This window comes from Rhodoferax saidenbachensis, assembly GCF_001955715.1.
Taxonomy (GTDB): domain Bacteria; phylum Pseudomonadota; class Gammaproteobacteria; order Burkholderiales; family Burkholderiaceae_C; genus Allorhodoferax; species Allorhodoferax saidenbachensis.
Genome location: NZ_CP019239.1, coordinates 669,774 through 687,031 on the forward strand (window position 1 = coordinate 669,774; position 17,258 = coordinate 687,031).

At 61.9% G+C, this 17,258-nt stretch carries 15 protein-coding genes; 13 read left to right on the top strand and 2 right to left on the bottom strand.

Features of this window, described 5'->3' with window-relative positions:
* Window positions 1-11 precede the first annotated feature (11 nt).
* From glyS to RS694_RS03225, 4 genes are all read left to right on the top strand, one after another.
* Window positions 12-2,219: a glycine--tRNA ligase subunit beta gene (gene glyS, locus RS694_RS03210; protein WP_029706185.1), complete on the top strand. Its 2,208-nt coding sequence runs from the start codon at window positions 12-14 to the stop codon at window positions 2,217-2,219.
* A 15-nt stretch (window positions 2,220-2,234) separates the two neighbouring features.
* The gene (gmhB, locus tag RS694_RS03215; protein ID WP_029706186.1) at window positions 2,235-2,783 is read left to right on the top strand and encodes a D-glycero-beta-D-manno-heptose 1,7-bisphosphate 7-phosphatase; all 549 of its coding nucleotides are present in this window, start codon (window positions 2,235-2,237) and stop codon (window positions 2,781-2,783) included.
* Between the two features lie 23 nt (window positions 2,784-2,806).
* Complete coding sequence (locus RS694_RS03220) at window positions 2,807-3,544, top strand: lysophospholipid acyltransferase family protein (RefSeq protein ID WP_029706187.1); 738 nt, start codon at window positions 2,807-2,809, stop codon at window positions 3,542-3,544.
* Window positions 3,545-3,611: 67 nt separating this feature from the next.
* Complete coding sequence (locus RS694_RS03225) at window positions 3,612-4,523, top strand: M48 family metallopeptidase (protein WP_029706188.1); 912 nt, start codon at window positions 3,612-3,614, stop codon at window positions 4,521-4,523.
* Here RS694_RS03225 and RS694_RS03230 read toward each other — a convergent pair.
* Together RS694_RS03230 and RS694_RS03235 are read right to left on the bottom strand one after the other, a co-directional pair.
* Window positions 4,507-5,727, bottom strand: coding sequence for an MFS transporter (locus RS694_RS03230; RefSeq protein ID WP_029706189.1), 1,221 nt, complete (start codon window positions 5,725-5,727; stop codon window positions 4,507-4,509). The genes RS694_RS03225 and RS694_RS03230 overlap by 17 nt on opposite strands.
* Window positions 5,728-5,738: 11 nt before the next feature.
* The gene (locus RS694_RS03235; protein ID WP_029706190.1) at window positions 5,739-6,812 is read right to left on the bottom strand and encodes an MBL fold metallo-hydrolase; all 1,074 of its coding nucleotides are present in this window, start codon (window positions 6,810-6,812) and stop codon (window positions 5,739-5,741) included.
* Window positions 6,813-6,930: 118 nt separating this feature from the next.
* Between RS694_RS03235 and RS694_RS03240 the strand changes: the two genes are divergently transcribed.
* From RS694_RS03240 to RS694_RS03280, 9 genes are all read left to right on the top strand, one after another.
* Window positions 6,931-7,362, top strand: a complete 432-nt coding sequence (locus tag RS694_RS03240; protein WP_029706191.1) for a MerR family transcriptional regulator — start codon at window positions 6,931-6,933, stop codon at window positions 7,360-7,362.
* Entirely contained in the window at window positions 7,352-7,783 is a 432-nt protein-coding gene (locus RS694_RS03245) for a PaaI family thioesterase (protein ID WP_029706192.1), read from the top strand. The genes RS694_RS03240 and RS694_RS03245 overlap by 11 nt, the downstream gene beginning before the upstream one ends.
* A gap of 25 nt (window positions 7,784-7,808) precedes the next feature.
* Entirely contained in the window at window positions 7,809-8,990 is a 1,182-nt protein-coding gene (locus RS694_RS03250) for an isovaleryl-CoA dehydrogenase (RefSeq protein ID WP_029706193.1), read from the top strand.
* A 25-nt stretch (window positions 8,991-9,015) separates the two neighbouring features.
* Entirely contained in the window at window positions 9,016-11,022 is a 2,007-nt protein-coding gene (locus RS694_RS03255) for an LTA synthase family protein (protein ID WP_029706194.1), read from the top strand.
* Between the two features lie 13 nt (window positions 11,023-11,035).
* On the top strand, window positions 11,036-11,698 hold the full coding sequence (can, locus tag RS694_RS03260; protein WP_029706195.1) for a carbonate dehydratase: 663 nt from the start codon (window positions 11,036-11,038) through the stop codon (window positions 11,696-11,698).
* Window positions 11,699-11,776: 78 nt separating this feature from the next.
* Window positions 11,777-13,609 carry a bifunctional isocitrate dehydrogenase kinase/phosphatase gene (aceK, locus tag RS694_RS03265; protein WP_029706196.1) on the top strand — a complete coding sequence of 611 codons (1,833 nt, stop codon included), beginning with the start codon at window positions 11,777-11,779 and terminating at the stop codon, window positions 13,607-13,609.
* A 33-nt stretch (window positions 13,610-13,642) separates the two neighbouring features.
* Window positions 13,643-14,824 (top strand): acetyl-CoA C-acyltransferase, encoded by a 1,182-nt coding sequence (locus RS694_RS03270; RefSeq protein ID WP_029706197.1) that lies wholly within the window; start codon window positions 13,643-13,645, stop codon window positions 14,822-14,824.
* 100 nt (window positions 14,825-14,924) lie between these two features.
* Window positions 14,925-16,445, top strand: coding sequence for a methyl-accepting chemotaxis protein (locus tag RS694_RS20975; protein ID WP_029706198.1), 1,521 nt, complete (start codon window positions 14,925-14,927; stop codon window positions 16,443-16,445).
* A gap of 146 nt (window positions 16,446-16,591) precedes the next feature.
* Window positions 16,592-17,257 carry an SDR family oxidoreductase gene (locus RS694_RS03280; protein ID WP_029706199.1) on the top strand — a complete coding sequence of 222 codons (666 nt, stop codon included), beginning with the start codon at window positions 16,592-16,594 and terminating at the stop codon, window positions 17,255-17,257.
* The last annotated feature ends 1 nt before the right edge of the window (window position 17,258 follow it).

The window sequence follows — 17,258 nt, forward strand, 5'->3', positions numbered from 1 at the left end:
GAGACATGACGATGACTAGCAAAAACCTTCTCGTTGAATTGTTTGTGGAAGAGCTGCCACCCAAGGCTTTGAAAAAGCTGGGTGAGGCGTTTTCTTCGGTGTTGGCGGATTCGCTGAAAGCCCAAGGACTGGCCGGTGCGGATGCGGTGGTGACCCACTTTGCATCGCCGCGTCGTCTAGCTGTGCACGTAACGGCTGTTGCCGCGCAAGCTGCGAACAAAGCTGTTTCGCAAAAGCTGATGCCCGTGGCGGTGGGTCTGGATGCGTCCGGCAACGCAACGCCTGCTTTGTTGAAAAAACTGCAGGCGCTGGGCGCCGACGCGTCGGCTGTCGCAGGTTTGAAGCGCGCACCCGATGGCAAAGCTGAAGCCCTGTTCTATGACAGCAATGTCAAAGGCGCTACGTTGGCTGAAGGTCTGCAAAAGGCGTTGCTGGAAGCGATTGCCAAGCTGCCTATCCCCAAGGTCATGACCTATCAGTTGGAGTCGGGCTGTGAATTGCCAGGCTGGAGCAGCGTGAGCTTCGTACGTCCTGCGCACAGCCTGATTGCTTTGCACGGTAGCGACGTAGTTCCCGTGCAAGCGCTGGGATTGAACTCCGGCAACAGCACGCAAGGCCACCGCTTTGAAGCGGCTGTGTCGCCCGTCGTGATCAAGGATGCGGACGCTTATGCTGCGACCCTGACCAAAGACGGTTCTGTGATCGCCAGCTTTGCCGAGCGCCGTGCTGAGATCGTGCGCCAACTGGCCGCTGCTGCAGCAAAAGTCGGCGGCGGTTGCAAACCGATTGACGACGATGCATTGCTGGATGAAGTGACTGCGCTGGTCGAGCGCCCCAATGTGCTCATCTGCGAATTCGAAAAAGAATTCCTGGAAGTGCCGCAGGAGTGCTTGATTCTGACGATGAAGGCCAACCAAAAATACTTCCCGCTCTTGGACGCTGCTAACAAGCTGACCAACAAGTTTCTGGTCGTTAGCAACATTTCACCCGAAGACACAAGCTTCGTGATCGGCGGCAACGAGCGCGTGGTGCGCCCACGCCTGGCTGATGCCAAGTTCTTCTTTGACCAAGACCGCAAGAAGACGCTGGCTTCGCGCGTTGAAGGCTTGGGCAAGGTGGTCTATCACAACAAGCTGGGTACGCAGGGTGAACGCGTTCAGCGCGTGCGGGCGATTGCACAAGGTATCTCACATCAATTGCGTGATCTGGCACTTCTTGCGCAAGCGGACACTGCTGCACAACTAGCGAAGACCGACTTGGTGACTGATATGGTCGGTGAGTTTCCAGAACTGCAAGGCATCATGGGCGGCTATTACGCTCTCAACGATGGTTTACCCGAAGCCGTGGCACATGCCATCGAAGACCATTACAAACCTCGCTTTGCTGGGGATGCTTTGCCTCGCAACGATGTGGGTGTAGTTGTGGCGCTGGCTGACAAGCTGGAAACCTTGGTGGGTATGTTTGGCATTGGTAATTTGCCTACTGGTGACAAAGATCCATTTGCACTGCGCCGTCATGCGCTGGGCATTATTCGAATGCTGGTGGAAAAAGACTTACCGCTTGAACTCAATGAACTTGTCGGCATGGCATTCTCGAAATTCGATATGGCTACCCAATTGGGCTTTGACGATGAGATTGCTCCTACAAAAACCACGATGGTCAAAGGCGATGTCATAGCATTTGATGGTGCAGCTGGCGCAGCTCTTTCCGACTTCATTTACGACCGCCTAGCGGGCTCCCTGCGCGAGCAAGGCTATAGCGCCCAGGAGGTCGACGCCGTGCTGGCCCTGCGCCCTCAGCGTCTGGGCGACGTACCCAAACGCCTAGCCGCCGTACGTGCTTTCGCCGAATTGCCCGAAGCCCCCGCGCTTGCCGCCGCTAACAAGCGTGTAGGCAATATCCTGAAGAAGGCTGAAGCCGAAGCCCAAGCGGAGGTACTGGTCAACACCAATCCGGGGCTGTTGAAGGAGGCGCCAGAAAAAGCGCTTCACGCCGCTCTCGAATCGGTTGGCCGCGAAGCAACCTTTGAGTTCAATGATGGCAACTATGCGAAGAGCTTGCAGCTACTTGCCGCACTCAAGGCGCCGGTTGATGCCTTTTTCGACGGCGTGATGGTCAATGCCGAAGACCCCGCACTCAAGGCCAACCGCCTGAGCTTGCTCAAGAGTCTGTACAAGACCATGAACCGCGTCGCCGATCTTTCCAAACTGGCGACCTAACCGGACACTGCCTCCATGAAACTCGTCATCCTCGACCGCGACGGCACCATCAACGAAGACAGCAACGAATACGTCAAGTCTGCCGACGAATGGCAGCCGCTGCCCGGTGCGCTGGAGGCGATTGCCAAGCTCAACCACGCGGGTTGGCATGTGGTGGTGGCCACCAACCAGTCGGGTCTGGGCCGCGGCCTGTTTGATGTGGCGGCGCTCAACGCCATGCACGCCAAGCTGCACCGCTTGCTGGCAGCGGTGGGCGGCCGTGTGGATGCGATTTTTTACTGCCCTCACACGCCCGATGACAAGTGCCAGTGCCGCAAACCCGCGCCCGGTCTGTTCGAGCAGATTGGCGAGCGTTATGGCGTGGACCTCAAGGGTGTGCCCGCCGTGGGCGATACCGCACGCGACTTGATCGCGGGTGTGGCGGTCGGCTGTGAGCCGCACTTGGTGATGACGGGCAAGGCCATGCCGCTGCGTGGCCGCACGCTGCCGCAGGGCTACCCCGACAACACCACCGTGCACCAGGACCTGGCTGCATTCGCTGACTACCTGGTGGCACAAGGATGAGCCGCTCGGTGGGTGGGTTGGTCATGGCGTTTCTGCGCTCGGTGGTTCACATGCTGTGGATGCTGGTCACGGTGATCCCCTGGGGCATCATCATGGTGACGGCGTCGGTCCGCGTGCGCGGCAAGCCGCTGTGGTGGATGGCGGTGCGCTGGTTGGGCTGGGCCATTGGCGGTGCGCGTGTCATTCTGGGCATCCAGACACGGATCACCGGCTGGGAGAACCTGCCGCAGGGCGACACCGCGCCGGCGATTTTGCTGGTCAAGCACCAGTCCACGTTTGAGACCTTTTTGATGCCCACGCTGATGCCGCATCCGTTGGCCTATGTGTTCAAGAAAGAGCTGATCTACGTGCCCTTTTTCGGCTGGGCGATGGCGCGGCTGGACATGATCCACATTGACCGCAGCCTGCGTGCTAAGGCCTTCAACAAGGTCGTGGCGCAGGGCAAGCTGCTGCTGGCGCAAGGTATCTGGATCATCATGTTCCCCGAAGGCACACGCATTCCCCGCGGGCAAAAGGGCGTCTACAAAACCGGCGGCACGCGCCTGGCGGTGGAAACCGGCGCACCGGTGATCCCGATCGCCGTGACTTCGGCCAAGTGCTGGCCGCGCAAGGCTTTCCTCAAGACGCCGGGTGTGGTGGACGTGTCGATTGGCAAACCGATTCCCAGTGCAGGGCGCCAGCCTGAAGAGCTGATGCGGGAAGTGGAAGCCTGGATCGAAGCGGAAATGCGGCGGCTGGACCCTGAGGCCTACCGTGACTAAACCACGCCCCGTTTCGCCGCCGGGTCGCCCCCAGGTGAAAAGCGCCCCTTCGGGCGGCGTGGGGGTCATGTCCCTGCTGCGTTACACCCTCGATCTTTTTGAGCCTTTTGAGGCTGTAGCCCCCGTAGAACCTGCGCAAGCAGCTCCTAAAAAGATAGTAAATACAGCTCCCAGCCAACCTTTTGTGGCCGGCCAGCCGCTGCAACAGGCCATTGCACCAGCCGCTTTCACCCATCCGCAAGCCAACCGCGAGGTGCGTCTGGACGGCGCCGTGGTGGCCTATGCCTTTGCGCGCGCCAAGCGCCGCACCATCGGTTTTGTGGTCGGCCCTGACGGTCTGGTGGTGCGCGCACCGCGCTGGACGCCGCTGTACGAGGTCGACGCCGCGCTGCAGGAAAAAGGCCCCTGGATCCTGCGCAAGCTGCACGAGACGCGTGAGCGCCACGCACGCCAGGAAAACGCGCGCATCGACTGGCGCGACGGCGCCACGCTCCCCTACCTGGGCGAGACGCTGGTGGTGCAACTGGACCCAGGGCACGGCTTTGCCGCCAAGGGCGCCGCGCTGCAGGCCTCAGACCCTGCGGGTGGCCCGCGTGTGCTGCAAGTGGGCTTGCCCCACAGCGCCAGCACCGCGCAGATCCGCGATGCGGTGCAGGCCTGGTTGATGCGGCAGGCCAAGACACTGTTCACCGAACGGCTGGACTACTTTGCCCCGCTACTCGGCGTGAAGTGGCAAAAAATGAGTTTGAGCAACGCCGGCACACGCTGGGGCAGTGCGCGCGCGGATGGTGCGATCCGGCTCAACTGGCGGCTGGTGCATTTCAGCCCCGCGGTGGTGGACTATGTGGTGGCGCACGAACTGAGCCATCTGCGCGTGATGGACCACAGCCCGCGCTTTTGGGACACGGTGCGCTCCGTGGTGCCCGACTACGCCAGCCTGCGCGGCCAGCTCTCCGACGACGCTATCCCGAAGTGGTAGGTGCGGTGGTGGAAGCCGTTGCCGTGCGCACCATCCACAACCCCGCCAAACCGGCCAGCGCGGCGATGCTGCTCAACACCCCAATCACGCCGCTGGCGTCCGCGCCCTGCGCGCCCAAGCCCACGGCCAAACCCGCCAGCGGCTGGGTCAGGTTGTTGAGCAGAATCACCATGCCGCTGGTCTTGCCAAAGTCGGCGGGCGGGATGATGCGCTGGCGCCAGGCGCGGATGTAAACGCTGAACATCTTGTCAAAGCTGATCACCAGCAAAAAGCCCAGTGCATACACGGCGTAGCTGCTGCCAATTGCGGTGAGTATGCCGCCCACCAGCACACCGGCAAACGACAACAAACCCATGGAATGGCCGCGCCAGTGCAGGTGGGCTACCAGCGCCAACACCACCACGGTGGCGAGTGCTGCGCCGGTTTGCAGCGTGGCATAGGCCGCAGTGCTTTGCTGTAGCAGGCCGGTGACCATGGCTGCGGCCGTGGCCAGCGTCACACCCAGCACCAGGTTCACCGCCGCCGTTACTACCACCATGCCGCGAAAGCCTGGCAGCGTCCAGATATGCGCCAGCGCCGTGCCCATTGGCTGCCACCAGCGTTCCAGCGGATTGAAGCGGGGTGTGGGCAGCACCGCAGTGCTCGCCCGTTGCCACCACAGCAGGAAACCATCGGCTACCAAAAACAACACGCCGCTGCAGGCCAGCACGCCCTGCCATGGCAAGAGCGCCAGTGCGGCTGCGGCCAGCAGCGGGCCGGCGACCATACCCAACTGGTCGGCAATCTGCGCATGGGCGATGACTTTTTCCAGCCGGGCCTCGGGAAAGATGTGCGGCAGCATGACCTCGCGCGCGATCAGACCCTGCGTGGTGAACACGCCGCAGGCCGCGCCCACCAGCACCAGTACGCCCAGGGCAATGTGGCCGCTGAACGTCCAAGCCGCCAGCAGTCCCACCACACAGGCCACGGCACGCAAGGTCTGGCTGGCGCGCAGCAGGCCCAAGGCGGGGCGGCGGTCACACAGTACGCCGCACACCGGGCAGGCAGCAAAACGCGCCAGTGTTTCGACGAAGAAGGCCACGCCGGTCCAGGCGGCGCTTTGGGTTTGTTGGTACACGACCAGGGGCACCAGAAACAGAAGAATCTGGTCCGCCAGCCGCGAGAGCAGTAGCGAGAGGTAAAAGCTCAGGTGTTCGGCACGCATGCGAGCAGGCCCTAAGCGGGTGTGACGCCAAAGCGCAGCACACCGTCGTCCCCCAACTTACGCTGCAGCCGCCCTGCAAACCACAGTGAATGCAGGTGGGCAATCGACTCGCCTATGGCAAAGGTGGTCTGGTGCAAATCCATGGACCGCTTGAACAACACGGGCAGGATGTCGGCCCCGCTGCAGGGCTTTTCTGCGCAGGCCTCCATCACCTCGGCCAGGCGGTCGCGGTGGTGGTCGTGGAGTTGCTGGATGCGGGTGTGCATGCCGGTGAACGGTTTGCCGTGGGAGGGCAGCACCAGTGTGTCTTCGGGCAGGGCCTTGAACTTGTCGATGGAGTCCAGGAACAGATCCAGGGAATTCGCTTCGGGCTCCTGCTCGTACACACTCACGTTGGTGGAGATGCGTGGCAGCATCATGTCGCCGCCGATCAATACATTCAGGTCATCGCAGTACAGCGCCATGTGTTCGGGCGCGTGGCCGTAGCCGCTGATGCAACGCCAGGCGTGGCCGCCAATCTGCAGCACCGTGCCATCGAGCAGGCGGTGGTATTGCTCGGGTACTGAGGGCACTAGCGAAGGGAAATAGTTGGTGCGTGCCTTGATCTGCGCCACGGTGTCGGGTGCGTTGAGGCCGTGCATCGCAAAGAAATCTGCCGCGCGCTCACCACCAAACGCGGTTGGGCCCATGGTGCCAAAGCGGGCCACCTGGTAGTCCAGCGCACTGATCCACAAATTCACATTCCAGCGTTGGCACAACCAGTGCGCGAGGCCAATGTGGTCGGGGTGCATGTGGGTGACGATGACGCGCAACACCGGCAGGCCTTCGAGTTCGTGGGTGAAGATGTCTTCCCACTGGGCCTTGGCCCCGTCGTTGCTGATGCAGCAGTCGACGATGCTCCAGCCCTGAACTTTGCCATCCGGCCCATCCATTTCGTCCCGCAGCAGCCACAGGTTGATGTGGTTCAGTGCAAACGGCAGTGTCATGCGGATCCACTTGATACCCGGCACCACCTCCAGGCAGCGTCCCGAATCGGGCAGGGCTTCGCCCAGGGGGTAGTGCAGTTGCAGTTCCAGATCGTTCATGGAGGAGTCGAGGAGGGGTTGATTTGCTCCATAATTGACGTTTACGTAAACGTCAACTGGATCAAGCATTGTAGAGAGGCGTGTAGCGCCTGCCTGTCACCTGCGTATCGTACTGCCCATGACCACCCACACCTACAGCATTGGCGATTTGGCGCGTGAGTTTGACCTCACCACCCGCGCCATCCGTTTTTACGAAGACCTGGGGCTGTTGCAGCCTGAACGCACCGGGCCGGGCGGGCGCAACCGGGTCTACACCGGGCGTGACCGCACCCGCCTGAAGCTCACGCTGCGCGCCAAGCGCCTGGGCCTCTCCTTGACCGAGGCCAAGGACATCATTGACATGTACGACAGCCCGCGTGACACGGGCACCCAGCTCGCCAAGTTCCTGGATGTGCTGGCGGCCCACCGCAAACAGGTGGAAGAACAAATGGCAGACCTGCAAGCCAACCTGGAAGAGATCAAAGTGCACCAGCGCGAGGCCCGCGCCTTGCTGGCCAAAACTGGCAAAGCGGCAGACACCAAGAGCGAGGCCAAGAAACATGCCGCCTGATGCCCTGTGGGAGCGCGTGGCCAGTAGCTTGGCGCGCCAGGGAATGATGCAGCACCTGGGTGCGCGTCTGCTGCGGGTAGAGCCGGGGCTGGTGGAAGTGGCCCTGCCGTACTCGGACAAGGTGACGCAGCAGCAGGGCGGCTTCCATGGCGGTGCCATGGGTGCGCTGGCCGATATTGCGGGTGGTTATGCCGGCCTGACCATGGCGCCCGAAGGCATGGAAGTGGCTTCGGTGGAATACAAGATCAATTTTCTTGCGGCCTTTCAGGGCGGCGAGTTGCGCGCCACGGGCCGGGTGGTCCGCGCCGGGCGCCGCATCATAGTGACCACGGCCAACGTCGTGCACATCGACAGCGCTGGCAAGACCAGCGACTGTGCCGTGATGCAGCAGACCCTGGCACCAGTGCCCAAAACATACTGAACCTACAAAACAGGAGCCCCTCAAAATGAACAACTTGCCCGGATTGAATTTCCAACTCGGCGAAGATATTGACGCACTGCGCGACGCCGTGCGCGAATTTGCGCAGGCCGAGATCGCGCCACGCGCTGCTGAGATCGACCGCAACGACCAGTTCCCCATGGATCTGTGGCAAAAAATGGGTAGTTTGGGCGTGCTGGGCATCACCGTCGGTGAAGAGTACGGCGGCGCCAACATGGGCTACCTGGCGCACATGATTGCGATGGAAGAAATTTCCCGCGCTTCGGCCTCGGTGGGCCTGAGCTATGGCGCACACAGCAACCTGTGTGTGAACCAGATCAAGCGCAACGGCACGGATGCACAACGCGCCAAGTACTTGCCCAAGCTGATCAGTGGGGAACACGTGGGTGCACTGGCGATGAGCGAACCCGGTGCGGGCTCCGACGTGCTCTCGATGAAACTCAAGGCCGAAGACAAGGGCGGCTACTACCTGCTCAACGGCAACAAAATGTGGATTACCAATGGCCCAGACGCTGACACGCTGGTGGTCTACGCCAAGAGCGAACCCGAGCTGGGCGCGCGCGGCGTCACTGCCTTCCTGATCGAGAAGGGCATGAAGGGCTTCTCCATTGCGCAGAAGCTCGACAAGCTGGGTATGCGCGGCAGCCACACTGGCGAGTTGGTATTCAACAACGTCGAAGTGCCGCACGCCAATGTGCTGGGCCAGGTCAACGGTGGTGCCAAGGTGCTGATGAGCGGGCTGGATTACGAGCGCGCGGTGCTGACCGGCGGGCCGCTGGGCATCATGCAGTCCGTCATGGACAACGTCATTCCGTATATCCACGACCGCAAGCAGTTCGGTCAAAGCATCGGCGAGTTCCAGCTGATCCAGGGCAAGGTGGCGGATATGTACACCGTGTTGCAAGCCGGCCGTTCATTCGCCTACACCGTGGCGAAGAATCTGGATCTGCTCGGCACAGAACACGTGCGCCAGGTGCGCAAGGACTGCGCCTCTGTCATTCTGTGGACCGCTGAAAAGGCCACCTGGATGGCGGGCGAGGGTGTGCAGATCTTTGGCGGCAACGGCTATATCAACGAATACCCGCTGGGCCGCCTGTGGCGCGATGCCAAGCTCTATGAAATCGGGGCTGGTACCAGTGAGATTCGCCGCATGCTGATCGGTCGGGAGCTCTTCGCGGAGACAATGTAGGGCTTAGCGTCAACCGAACCCGTCCATGCTGTCTTTTGTCTCCCGTTTCCTGAGCACCGTGTTGCGCGGTGCCTTGCGTGGCCTGCTGCGTGCGTGGCTCCTGGTCGTGCCTTTGGTCATCGTGCTGTCGCTGATCCGCTGGGGGCAACTGGCCTACTTCTGGCCTGCGGGCTACACGGCCTCTGCCGCCGATGTGGCGACGGTACTGGGCCAGGGGTTTCGTTTTGACCTGAAGGTCAGTGCGATTGCAGGTTTTTTACTGCTGGTCGCCTTGCCCTGGGTACCGGTGCGCGTCTACCGGCGCGTTCTGGCGATGCTCGCCGTGGTGTTTGTGCTGCTCTCGCTGGTCAACCTGCATTACTTTGGCTTTTACAAGACACCCATCGACTCGCTGGTGTTTGGGGTGGTGGAAGATGACACCCTGGCGGTGTTTCGCACCATATGGCACGACTTCCCGGTGGTGGGGACGATTGCGCTGTGGCTGGCGCTGAGTGTCGGGGCCGTGGCCCTGCACCGTTGGGTGACGGCGCGTGCCAACCCCGATGTGCTGCTGCAAAGCCGCCATTGGGCTGGCAAGCTGCTGGTGATTGTGGTGGCGTTTTTTGCGCTGCTGTTTGCCGGCAAGGGCACGTTGCGCCAGATGGCGTTGCAGCGCCAGCATCTGACGGTGACCACGTCGCAGTTCCTCAATGACATGGTGCCCAACGGTGTCATCGCGCTCAAATACGCATGGGACAGCCGGGGCCAGTCGCAAAACCTGCAAAACCCGCTGGTGGTTCTCAAGGCGCTGGGTTTTGATTCGGCCCAGGCCGCTGCCGATGTGCTGGGTTTGCCCCATGGCAGCGAAGCGGAGGTGCATGCGGCGCTGATTGCGCATGAAGCGTTGCCGCCTGATGCGCCCAAGAAGAACCTGGTGTTCTTCCTGATGGAGTCGTTCAGCGCCGAGCCCATGCTTTACCACGCGCCGAAATTTGACGTGTTGGGCCGCCTGGCACCGACGCTGGACAAAGCCTGCCACTTCAGCAATTTCGACTCGGCCCAGCCGGGCACGCATCCCTCTCTGGAGGCCATCCTGTTTTCCTCCCCCATCACTCCGCTGACCTTGGGCGATGTGGGACGCAAGCCGATCCCCTGGGCGATTCCGAAGGTGGTGAAGGACGCGGGCTACCAGACCCTTTTCGTCACCTCGGCCCGCTCCGGTTGGCGTGACCTGAACCGCGTGCTGGCGGTGCAGGGCTTTGACGAGGTGATTGACGCCAACAACCTGAAAGAAGCCTACCCCGACGCCACACTGGGCATCTGGGGCGTGTGGGACAGTTATGTTTTCAAGTACGTCAGCAAACGCTTGGCGGCCCAGCCCAAGGACAAACCGCTGTTTGTGTTTGTGCTGACCTCGTCCAACCACCCGCCCTACGACCTGCCGGCGGACTACCACCGCGTGCCACGCGACATGGCGCTGTGGAAGGGCGAGACCAGTGCCGATACGCTGCTGTTGAACCTGGACACCTACCACTACGCCACCGACCTGCTGGGCGCCTTTGTGCAGGATGTGCAAAAAGGACCGCACAAGAGCGACACCATCATCGCCGCGACCGGCGACCACAACGTGCGCTCCTTTGGCGTGTATGCCGAGGCACAGCGCCGCTACCTGCTGCGCCAAGTGCCATTCCTCATTTGGGAAGAGGGCCTGAACTGCGGCACGCAGCAGGCGCTGCCAGCCAGCCACCGTGACATGTTCTCCACCCTGCTGCCACTGGCCGGCGTGGCGGGGCCGTATGTCAACGCCGGGCGTAATCTGCTGCGCCCGGCCAGTGACAAACCAGACCCCATCAACGCACCACGTGCCATGTTTTTCACGGGCGAGGTGCGCAGCGCCCAAGGCATGTGGCAGCTCGGAAACAAGGACTCCTTTGTCTGCACATCGGCCCAGAAGCCTGCGGCTGACTGCCAGTTCAACGCCCAGGACGACCAGCAGGAGCGCGCTCGCTTTGGATTGCTGGACTGGCATGTGCGCGATTCACTCAAAAAATAAAGGCCAACCAACGATGTCTGAACTGAACGAACTCTTTGCCCGCAACCGTGCCTGGGCCGCCGAGATGGAGCGCACGCGCCCCGGCTTTTTCACCGCCCTGGCCAACCAGCAGACGCCGCAGTACATGTGGATTGGCTGCTCCGACAGCCGTGTGCCCGCCAATGAAATTTTGGGGCTGGCGCCTGGGGAGGTGTTTGTGCACCGTAACGTGGCCAACGTGGTGGTGCACTCTGATCTGAACGCGCTCTCGACCATCCAGTTCGCGGTGGAGCGTCTCAAGGTCAAGGACATCATGGTCGTGGGCCACTACGGTTGCTCCGGCGTGCAGGCGGCGCTGGAGGGCGCGCGCATCGGCCTGGCCGACAACTGGCTGCGCCATGTGCAGGACGTGCGCGACCGCCACAAACACTTGCTGGAGCTGATCCCCGAGCATGGCCGCGCCCAGGCGCTGGTGGAACTCAACGTCATCGAGCAGGTCATCAATGTGGCGCAGAGCACGGTGATGCAGGACGCCTGGTCACGCGGCCAGGACGTGACGTTGCACGGCTGTGTGTACGCCGTGCAGGACGGCCTGATCCAGAACCTGCACATGACGGTCGAGGGCAACGACGGACTGGACACGCTGTACGGCGAAGCGCTGGCCGGTGTGCGCCAGATGCCGCGCCACGCACGCTGAATTTCAAGCGAAATAGGCCTCTAGCCCTCGTCCGTATTGCGCAACCAGCTATCAAAAGCATAGTGAAAGTCGCGTAGCGTGTTCCCTTCTCGCTTGGACTCTTCGGTCGCGTACGACATCGCCAAGGCGATGATGGATGGCTTCAACCGCCACTACCAGCTGTTCCGCACCGAGTCCGCGCGTGCCAAGCACCGGTTTGAGACGGCGGACTGGCACGGCCAGCAAAGGGCGCAGCGCGAGCGCATTGAGTTTTACGACCTGCGCGTGCGCGAAGCATCGCGGCGGCTGGAGCGCGAGTTCAAGGCGGGTGAGCAGGGTATGGAGATCTGGCAGCAGATCAAGCTGCACTACATCGGCCTGCTGGTCGACCACCACCAGCCCGAGCTGGCCGAGACCTTCTTCAATTCGGTCACCACCAAGATCCTGCACCGCAGTTACTTCCAGAACGACTTCATCTTCGTGCGCCCGGCGGTCAGCACCGAATACATCGAAAACGATGAGTCCAAAGTGCGACCCACCTACCGCGCCTATTACCCCGCGCGTGCGTCCATGGCAGAGACGCTGCAGCGCATGGTGGAAGATTTCGATCTGCGCAAACCTTTTGACGACCTGCCGCGCGACGCGGGCTACGTGGCCGCGGCCATGCTGGCGCGCCTGGTGGACGCCCAACTGCGCGCCAACTTCCAGATCCAGGTGCTCACCGGCCTGTTCTTCCGCAACAAAGGGTGTTACATCGTTGGCAAGCTGATCAACGGCTTTACCGAATACCCGTTTGCGCTGCCAGTGCTGCACAACAAGGCCGGTACGGGGCTTGCGATCGATGCGGCGCTGTTTGGCGAAGACGACTTGCTGATGCTGTTCAGTTTCGCCCGTGCCTACTTTATGGTCGACATGGAAATCCCGTCGGCCTATGTGCAGTTCCTGCGCAGCATGATGCCCAGGAAGCCGCGCAACGAGATCTACAACGCGCTAGGCCTGGCCAAGCAGGGCAAGACGCTGTTCTACCGCGACTTTCTGCACCACCAGCGCCACAGCAGCGACCAGTTTCGCATTGCCCCCGGTATCAAGGGCATGGTCATGCTGGTGTTCGACCTGCCCAGTTTTCCCTATGTGTTCAAGGTCATCAAGGACTACTACCCGCACCAGAAAGACACCACGCGCGAGCAGATCATGGGCAAATACCTGCTGGTCAAGCAGCACGACCGGGTGGGGCGCATGGCAGATACGCTGGAATACAGCGAGGTGGAGTTTCCGCGCGCGCGTTTCAGCGACGAACTGATTGCCGAAATCGAAAAGTTCGCGCCCAGCCAGTTGGAGATCAGCGACCGCGATGGCGACGGCAACATCGAAGTCATCATCAAACACGTCTACATCGAACGGCGCATGATCCCGCTCAACATCTACCTGCAGGAGGCTTTTGACGCGGGTGGCGCCAACCCCGCCGACACCAGCCCGGCAGCCGTGCGGGCCCGCGAGCAGATCGAGCGCGGCGTCATCGAATACGGCAACGCGATCAAGGACCTGGTGGCCGCCAACATCTTCCCCGGCGACATGTTGTGGAAAAACTTTGGCATCACGCGCCACGGCAAGGTGGTGTTCTACGACTACGACGAGATTGAATACATCACCGACTGCCACTTCCGCCGCGTGCCCGCGCCACGCAACGAGGAAGACGAAATGTCCGGCGAGGTCTGGTACAGCGTAGGCCCGCGCGACGTCTTCCCCGAAACCTTCGCCCCCTTTCTGCTGGGCAACCCTGCCGTGCGCGAGGTCTTCATGCAGCACCACGCCGACCTGCTGGACGTGGAGTTCTGGCAGACCCACAAGGCCCGCATCCAGGCTGGGTATGTGCACGACGTGTTTCCGTATGGCCGCGATAAACGCTTTGCCAAAGCGCAGGCCATCAACTAGCCCCCTACTTCATTTTCATTGAGGAGAACCCCTATGTCCGATTCCATAGTTATCACCGGCGCCGCCCGCACCCCCATGGGCGGCTTTCAGGGCGACTTCTCGTCGCTCGCAGCCCACGACCTGGGTGGTGCCGCCATCAAGGCCGCCATCGAGCGCGCGGGCATTGCGCCTGAGTTGGTGACCGAAGTGCTCTTCGGCAACTGCCTGATGGCCGGCCAGGGCCAGGCGCCTGCGCGCCAGGCGGCGTTCAAAGGCGGCCTGCCCAAGAGCGCGGGTGCGGTCACGCTGTCCAAGATGTGCGGCTCCGGCATGCGCGCAGCGATGTTCGCGCACGACATGCTGCTGGCGGGCAGCCACGATGTGCTGGTGGCCGGCGGTATGGAAAGCATGACAAACGCACCGCACCTGCTGCTCAAAGGGCGCAGCGGTATCCGTATCGGACACGACCGCGTGATGGACCACATGATGCTCGACGGTCTTGAGGACGCCTACGAAGCCGGCCGTTCCATGGGCACCTTCGGCGAAGACTGCGCCGCCAAGTACAGCTTCACCCGCGAACAACAGGACAATTTCGCCACAGCCAGTGTGCAGCGTGCGCAAGCAGCTATCAAATCAGGAGCGTTTGAGGCGGAGATCACACCCGTCACCGTCAAGACCCGCTCCGGCGAAGAACAAATCAGCGTGGACGAAGGCCCCGGCAAGATCAAGCTTGAGAAGATCCCCACGCTGAAAGCCGCGTTCAAGAAAGACGGCACCATCACCGCCGCCTCCAGCAGCTCGATCAACGACGGCGCTGCCGCGCTGGTGATGATGCGCGCCTCTACTGCCCAGACGCTGGGTAGCACGCCACTGGCCAAAATCGTCGCCCACACCACCCACGCGCAAGAGCCCAACTGGTTTGCCACCGCCCCCGTCGGCGCGGTGCAAAAGCTGCTGGCCAAGGCCGGCTGGAAGGTGGAAGACGTGGACCTGTGGGAAATCAACGAAGCCTTCGCCGTGGTGCCCATGGCGCTGATGAAAGAGCTGAACATTCCGCACGACAAGGTCAACGTGAATGGTGGTGCCTGCGCGCTGGGCCACCCGATTGGCGCGTCTGGTGCGCGCATCATGGTGACGCTGATTCACGCTTTGAAGGCGCGTGGCTTGAAGAAGGGCGTGGCGACGCTGTGCATCGGCGGGGGTGAGGCAACGGCGGTGGCACTGGAGTTGCTTTGAAAGCACAACACGTGTTCGCGCCTCCGTATCTGGACCAGGTGGGAATGAAAATTTGTAAATGGGGGAGAATGCAAGCCACTCGTTCTATCAGGGTTTACGCATGAAATTCAGCTCCAAACTCCTCCTGTGCGCCTTGGTGCCCGCAGTGATCTTCATTGGAGGCTTGGCTGGCAGCATCGGGGGGCTGGTCTATACCAAGGACCAATTCGGTCGTTACATTCAGACCGAGCAGCGGATCAGCGCCGGTCTCAATGAGATGTATGCGCAGGGTCTGCAGATGGGGCAAGCGCTGCGCAATATCGTGCTCGATCCGGCCAATCCGCAGGCGCCCAAAAACCTGGACGCTGCACGTGTGGCGTATGAGAAGGCGTATACCGAAACCGTCAAGACTGCCCAGGGCACGACGTTCGAAGCAGACCTGGCCAAGCTGCCGCCCTTGCGCGCCGCACATGCCCAGGCCCAGGAGAAGGTGCTGGCGCTGATCAAGGAGCAGTCCACAGAAACGGTGAAGTTTCTCAATAGTGCGGAAACGCCGGCCTGGCGCAATTTGCGGGGGGAGTTGCTCAAGCAGGCCGAGGTGGCCGGGAAGGTGTCGCAGGCGGCACAGACCGACGTCGATGAAAAAGCCAACCGTGCCATTCTTTCTTCGGTGTCATTGGCGGCTCTTGCCGTTGTGGTGGCTGCGTGCTTCTGCTTGTACTTGCGCAAGACCGTCGACAAGGAACTGGGCGGTGACCCCAGTGACGCACGCCACGCCCTGTCGGAGATCGCTGACGGCAACCTGGCTTACCCCGTGCCAACTGCGCGTTTTCAGGGCAGCTTGATGGACGGACTGGTGAAAATGCAGGAGTCGCTGCGCCGCCTGGTCGGAGAGGTGCGGCAGTCGACAGACAGTATCACTACGGCCAGTAGCGAGATCGCCGCCGGTAGCCAGGATCTGAGCGGACGCACCGAAAGCCAGGCCAGTGCGCTGGAAGAAACTGCTGCATCCATGGAAGAGTTGTCATCCACTGTCAAGCAGAATGCCGATAACGCCCGCCAGGCCAACCAGCTGGCGCAGAGCGCCAGCACGGTGGCGGTGCAGGGTGGTGAAGTCGTGGCCCAGGTGGTGGACACCATGAAGGGCATCAACGACAGCTCCAAAAAGATTGCCGACATCATCAGCGTGATCGATGGCATTGCCTTCCAGACCAACATCCTGGCGCTCAATGCGGCGGTGGAAGCGGCCCGGGCCGGTGAGCAGGGCCGTGGGTTTGCCGTCGTGGCCTCTGAAGTGCGCAGCCTGGCCGGGCGCAGCGCCGATGCGGCCAAGGAAATCAAGACGCTCATCTCTGACAGCGTGGCGCGAGTGGAACAGGGTACGGCTTTGGTGGACAAAGCCGGCAGCACCATGGCTGAGGTGGTCAGCAGCATCAAACGCGTGACCGACATCATGGGTGAGATCAGCGCGGCCAGCAGCGAACAGAGTTCCGGTGTTGCCCAGGTTGGCGAGGCGGTCACACAGATGGACCAGGCAACCCAGCAGAACGCTGCCCTGGTGGAGGAATCCACCGCAGCTGCGATGAGCTTGCGTGAACAGGCGCAGCACCTGAATCAGTTGGTCGGCACCTTCCGCCTTTGACGGGGTGAACCATGGCCGCGCGCCGGTGTGACATTCAAATGGCCAACGTTGGCTTGCAGTCGGTTAACGACAGGAGTGACGCAGCAGTTGCGCTGCGTCTCGTGGCTGCCGGTGCAAGCCGAAACAAGTAGAAATGAGGCAACCGCATGAACGTTCTCATCCTCGGCGCATCCCGCGGCATCGGCCTGGAGTTTGCACGCCAGTATCTGGAGGCGGGTGACCGTGTCATTGCCACGGCCAGAGACGCAGATGGCATCGCGCGGCTGCAGGAAATGGGCGCGCAGCCCATCAAGCTGGATGTGGCCAACCCGAGCAGCGTGAGCGGCTTGAGCTGGCTGTTGGACGGCGAGAAGATCGATGTGGCGCTGTATGTGGCGGGCGTGTTCTCCGACGACGCAGCCACCAGCCCGCCCACGCAGGAGGCGTTTGACCGCGTGCTGCATACCAATGTGCTGGGCGCCATGCAGGCCATTCCACAGGTTGCGCCCTGGGTGGAAGAGGCGGGCGGTGTGTTTGCCTTCATCACCAGTGGCATGGCACAAATCGGCGGTGTTGAGTCCAGCCGGGGCTGGACCTACCGCGTCAGCAAGGCCGCGCTCAACATGGCCGTGGCCGCCGCGCAAAACGACTACCCGCGCGCCACCTTGCTGGCCATCAGCCCGGGCTGGGTGCAGACCGACATGGGCGGGGCGTCCGCCACGCTGACGGTGGAGGCCAGTGTCAGCGCCATGCGCAAGGCCTTGGTGGCGGCCAAGGGCAAACACCAAGGCCAGTTTCTCAATTACGACGGCACGCCGTTTTCTTCCTGGTGAA

Coding starts and splice junctions, on each gene's coding strand:
- glyS (WP_029706185.1), top strand. CDS start 12: ATGACTAGCAAAAACCTTCTCGTTGAATTGTTTGTGGAAGAGCTGCCA.
- RS694_RS03220 (WP_029706187.1), top strand. CDS start 2,807: ATGGCGTTTCTGCGCTCGGTGGTTCACATGCTGTGGATGCTGGTCACG.
- RS694_RS03240 (WP_029706191.1), top strand. CDS start 6,931: ATGACCACCCACACCTACAGCATTGGCGATTTGGCGCGTGAGTTTGAC.
- RS694_RS03280 (WP_029706199.1), top strand. CDS start 16,592: ATGAACGTTCTCATCCTCGGCGCATCCCGCGGCATCGGCCTGGAGTTT.
- RS694_RS03235 (WP_029706190.1), bottom strand. CDS start 6,812: ATGAACGATCTGGAACTGCAACTGCACTACCCCCTGGGCGAAGCCCTG.
- RS694_RS03255 (WP_029706194.1), top strand. CDS start 9,016: ATGCTGTCTTTTGTCTCCCGTTTCCTGAGCACCGTGTTGCGCGGTGCC.
- RS694_RS03230 (WP_029706189.1), bottom strand. CDS start 5,727: ATGCGTGCCGAACACCTGAGCTTTTACCTCTCGCTACTGCTCTCGCGG.
- RS694_RS03225 (WP_029706188.1), top strand. CDS start 3,612: ATGTCCCTGCTGCGTTACACCCTCGATCTTTTTGAGCCTTTTGAGGCT.
- RS694_RS03250 (WP_029706193.1), top strand. CDS start 7,809: ATGAACAACTTGCCCGGATTGAATTTCCAACTCGGCGAAGATATTGAC.
- gmhB (WP_029706186.1), top strand. CDS start 2,235: ATGAAACTCGTCATCCTCGACCGCGACGGCACCATCAACGAAGACAGC.
- RS694_RS20975 (WP_029706198.1), top strand. CDS start 14,925: ATGAAATTCAGCTCCAAACTCCTCCTGTGCGCCTTGGTGCCCGCAGTG.
- RS694_RS03245 (WP_029706192.1), top strand. CDS start 7,352: ATGCCGCCTGATGCCCTGTGGGAGCGCGTGGCCAGTAGCTTGGCGCGC.
- can (WP_029706195.1), top strand. CDS start 11,036: ATGTCTGAACTGAACGAACTCTTTGCCCGCAACCGTGCCTGGGCCGCC.
- RS694_RS03270 (WP_029706197.1), top strand. CDS start 13,643: ATGTCCGATTCCATAGTTATCACCGGCGCCGCCCGCACCCCCATGGGC.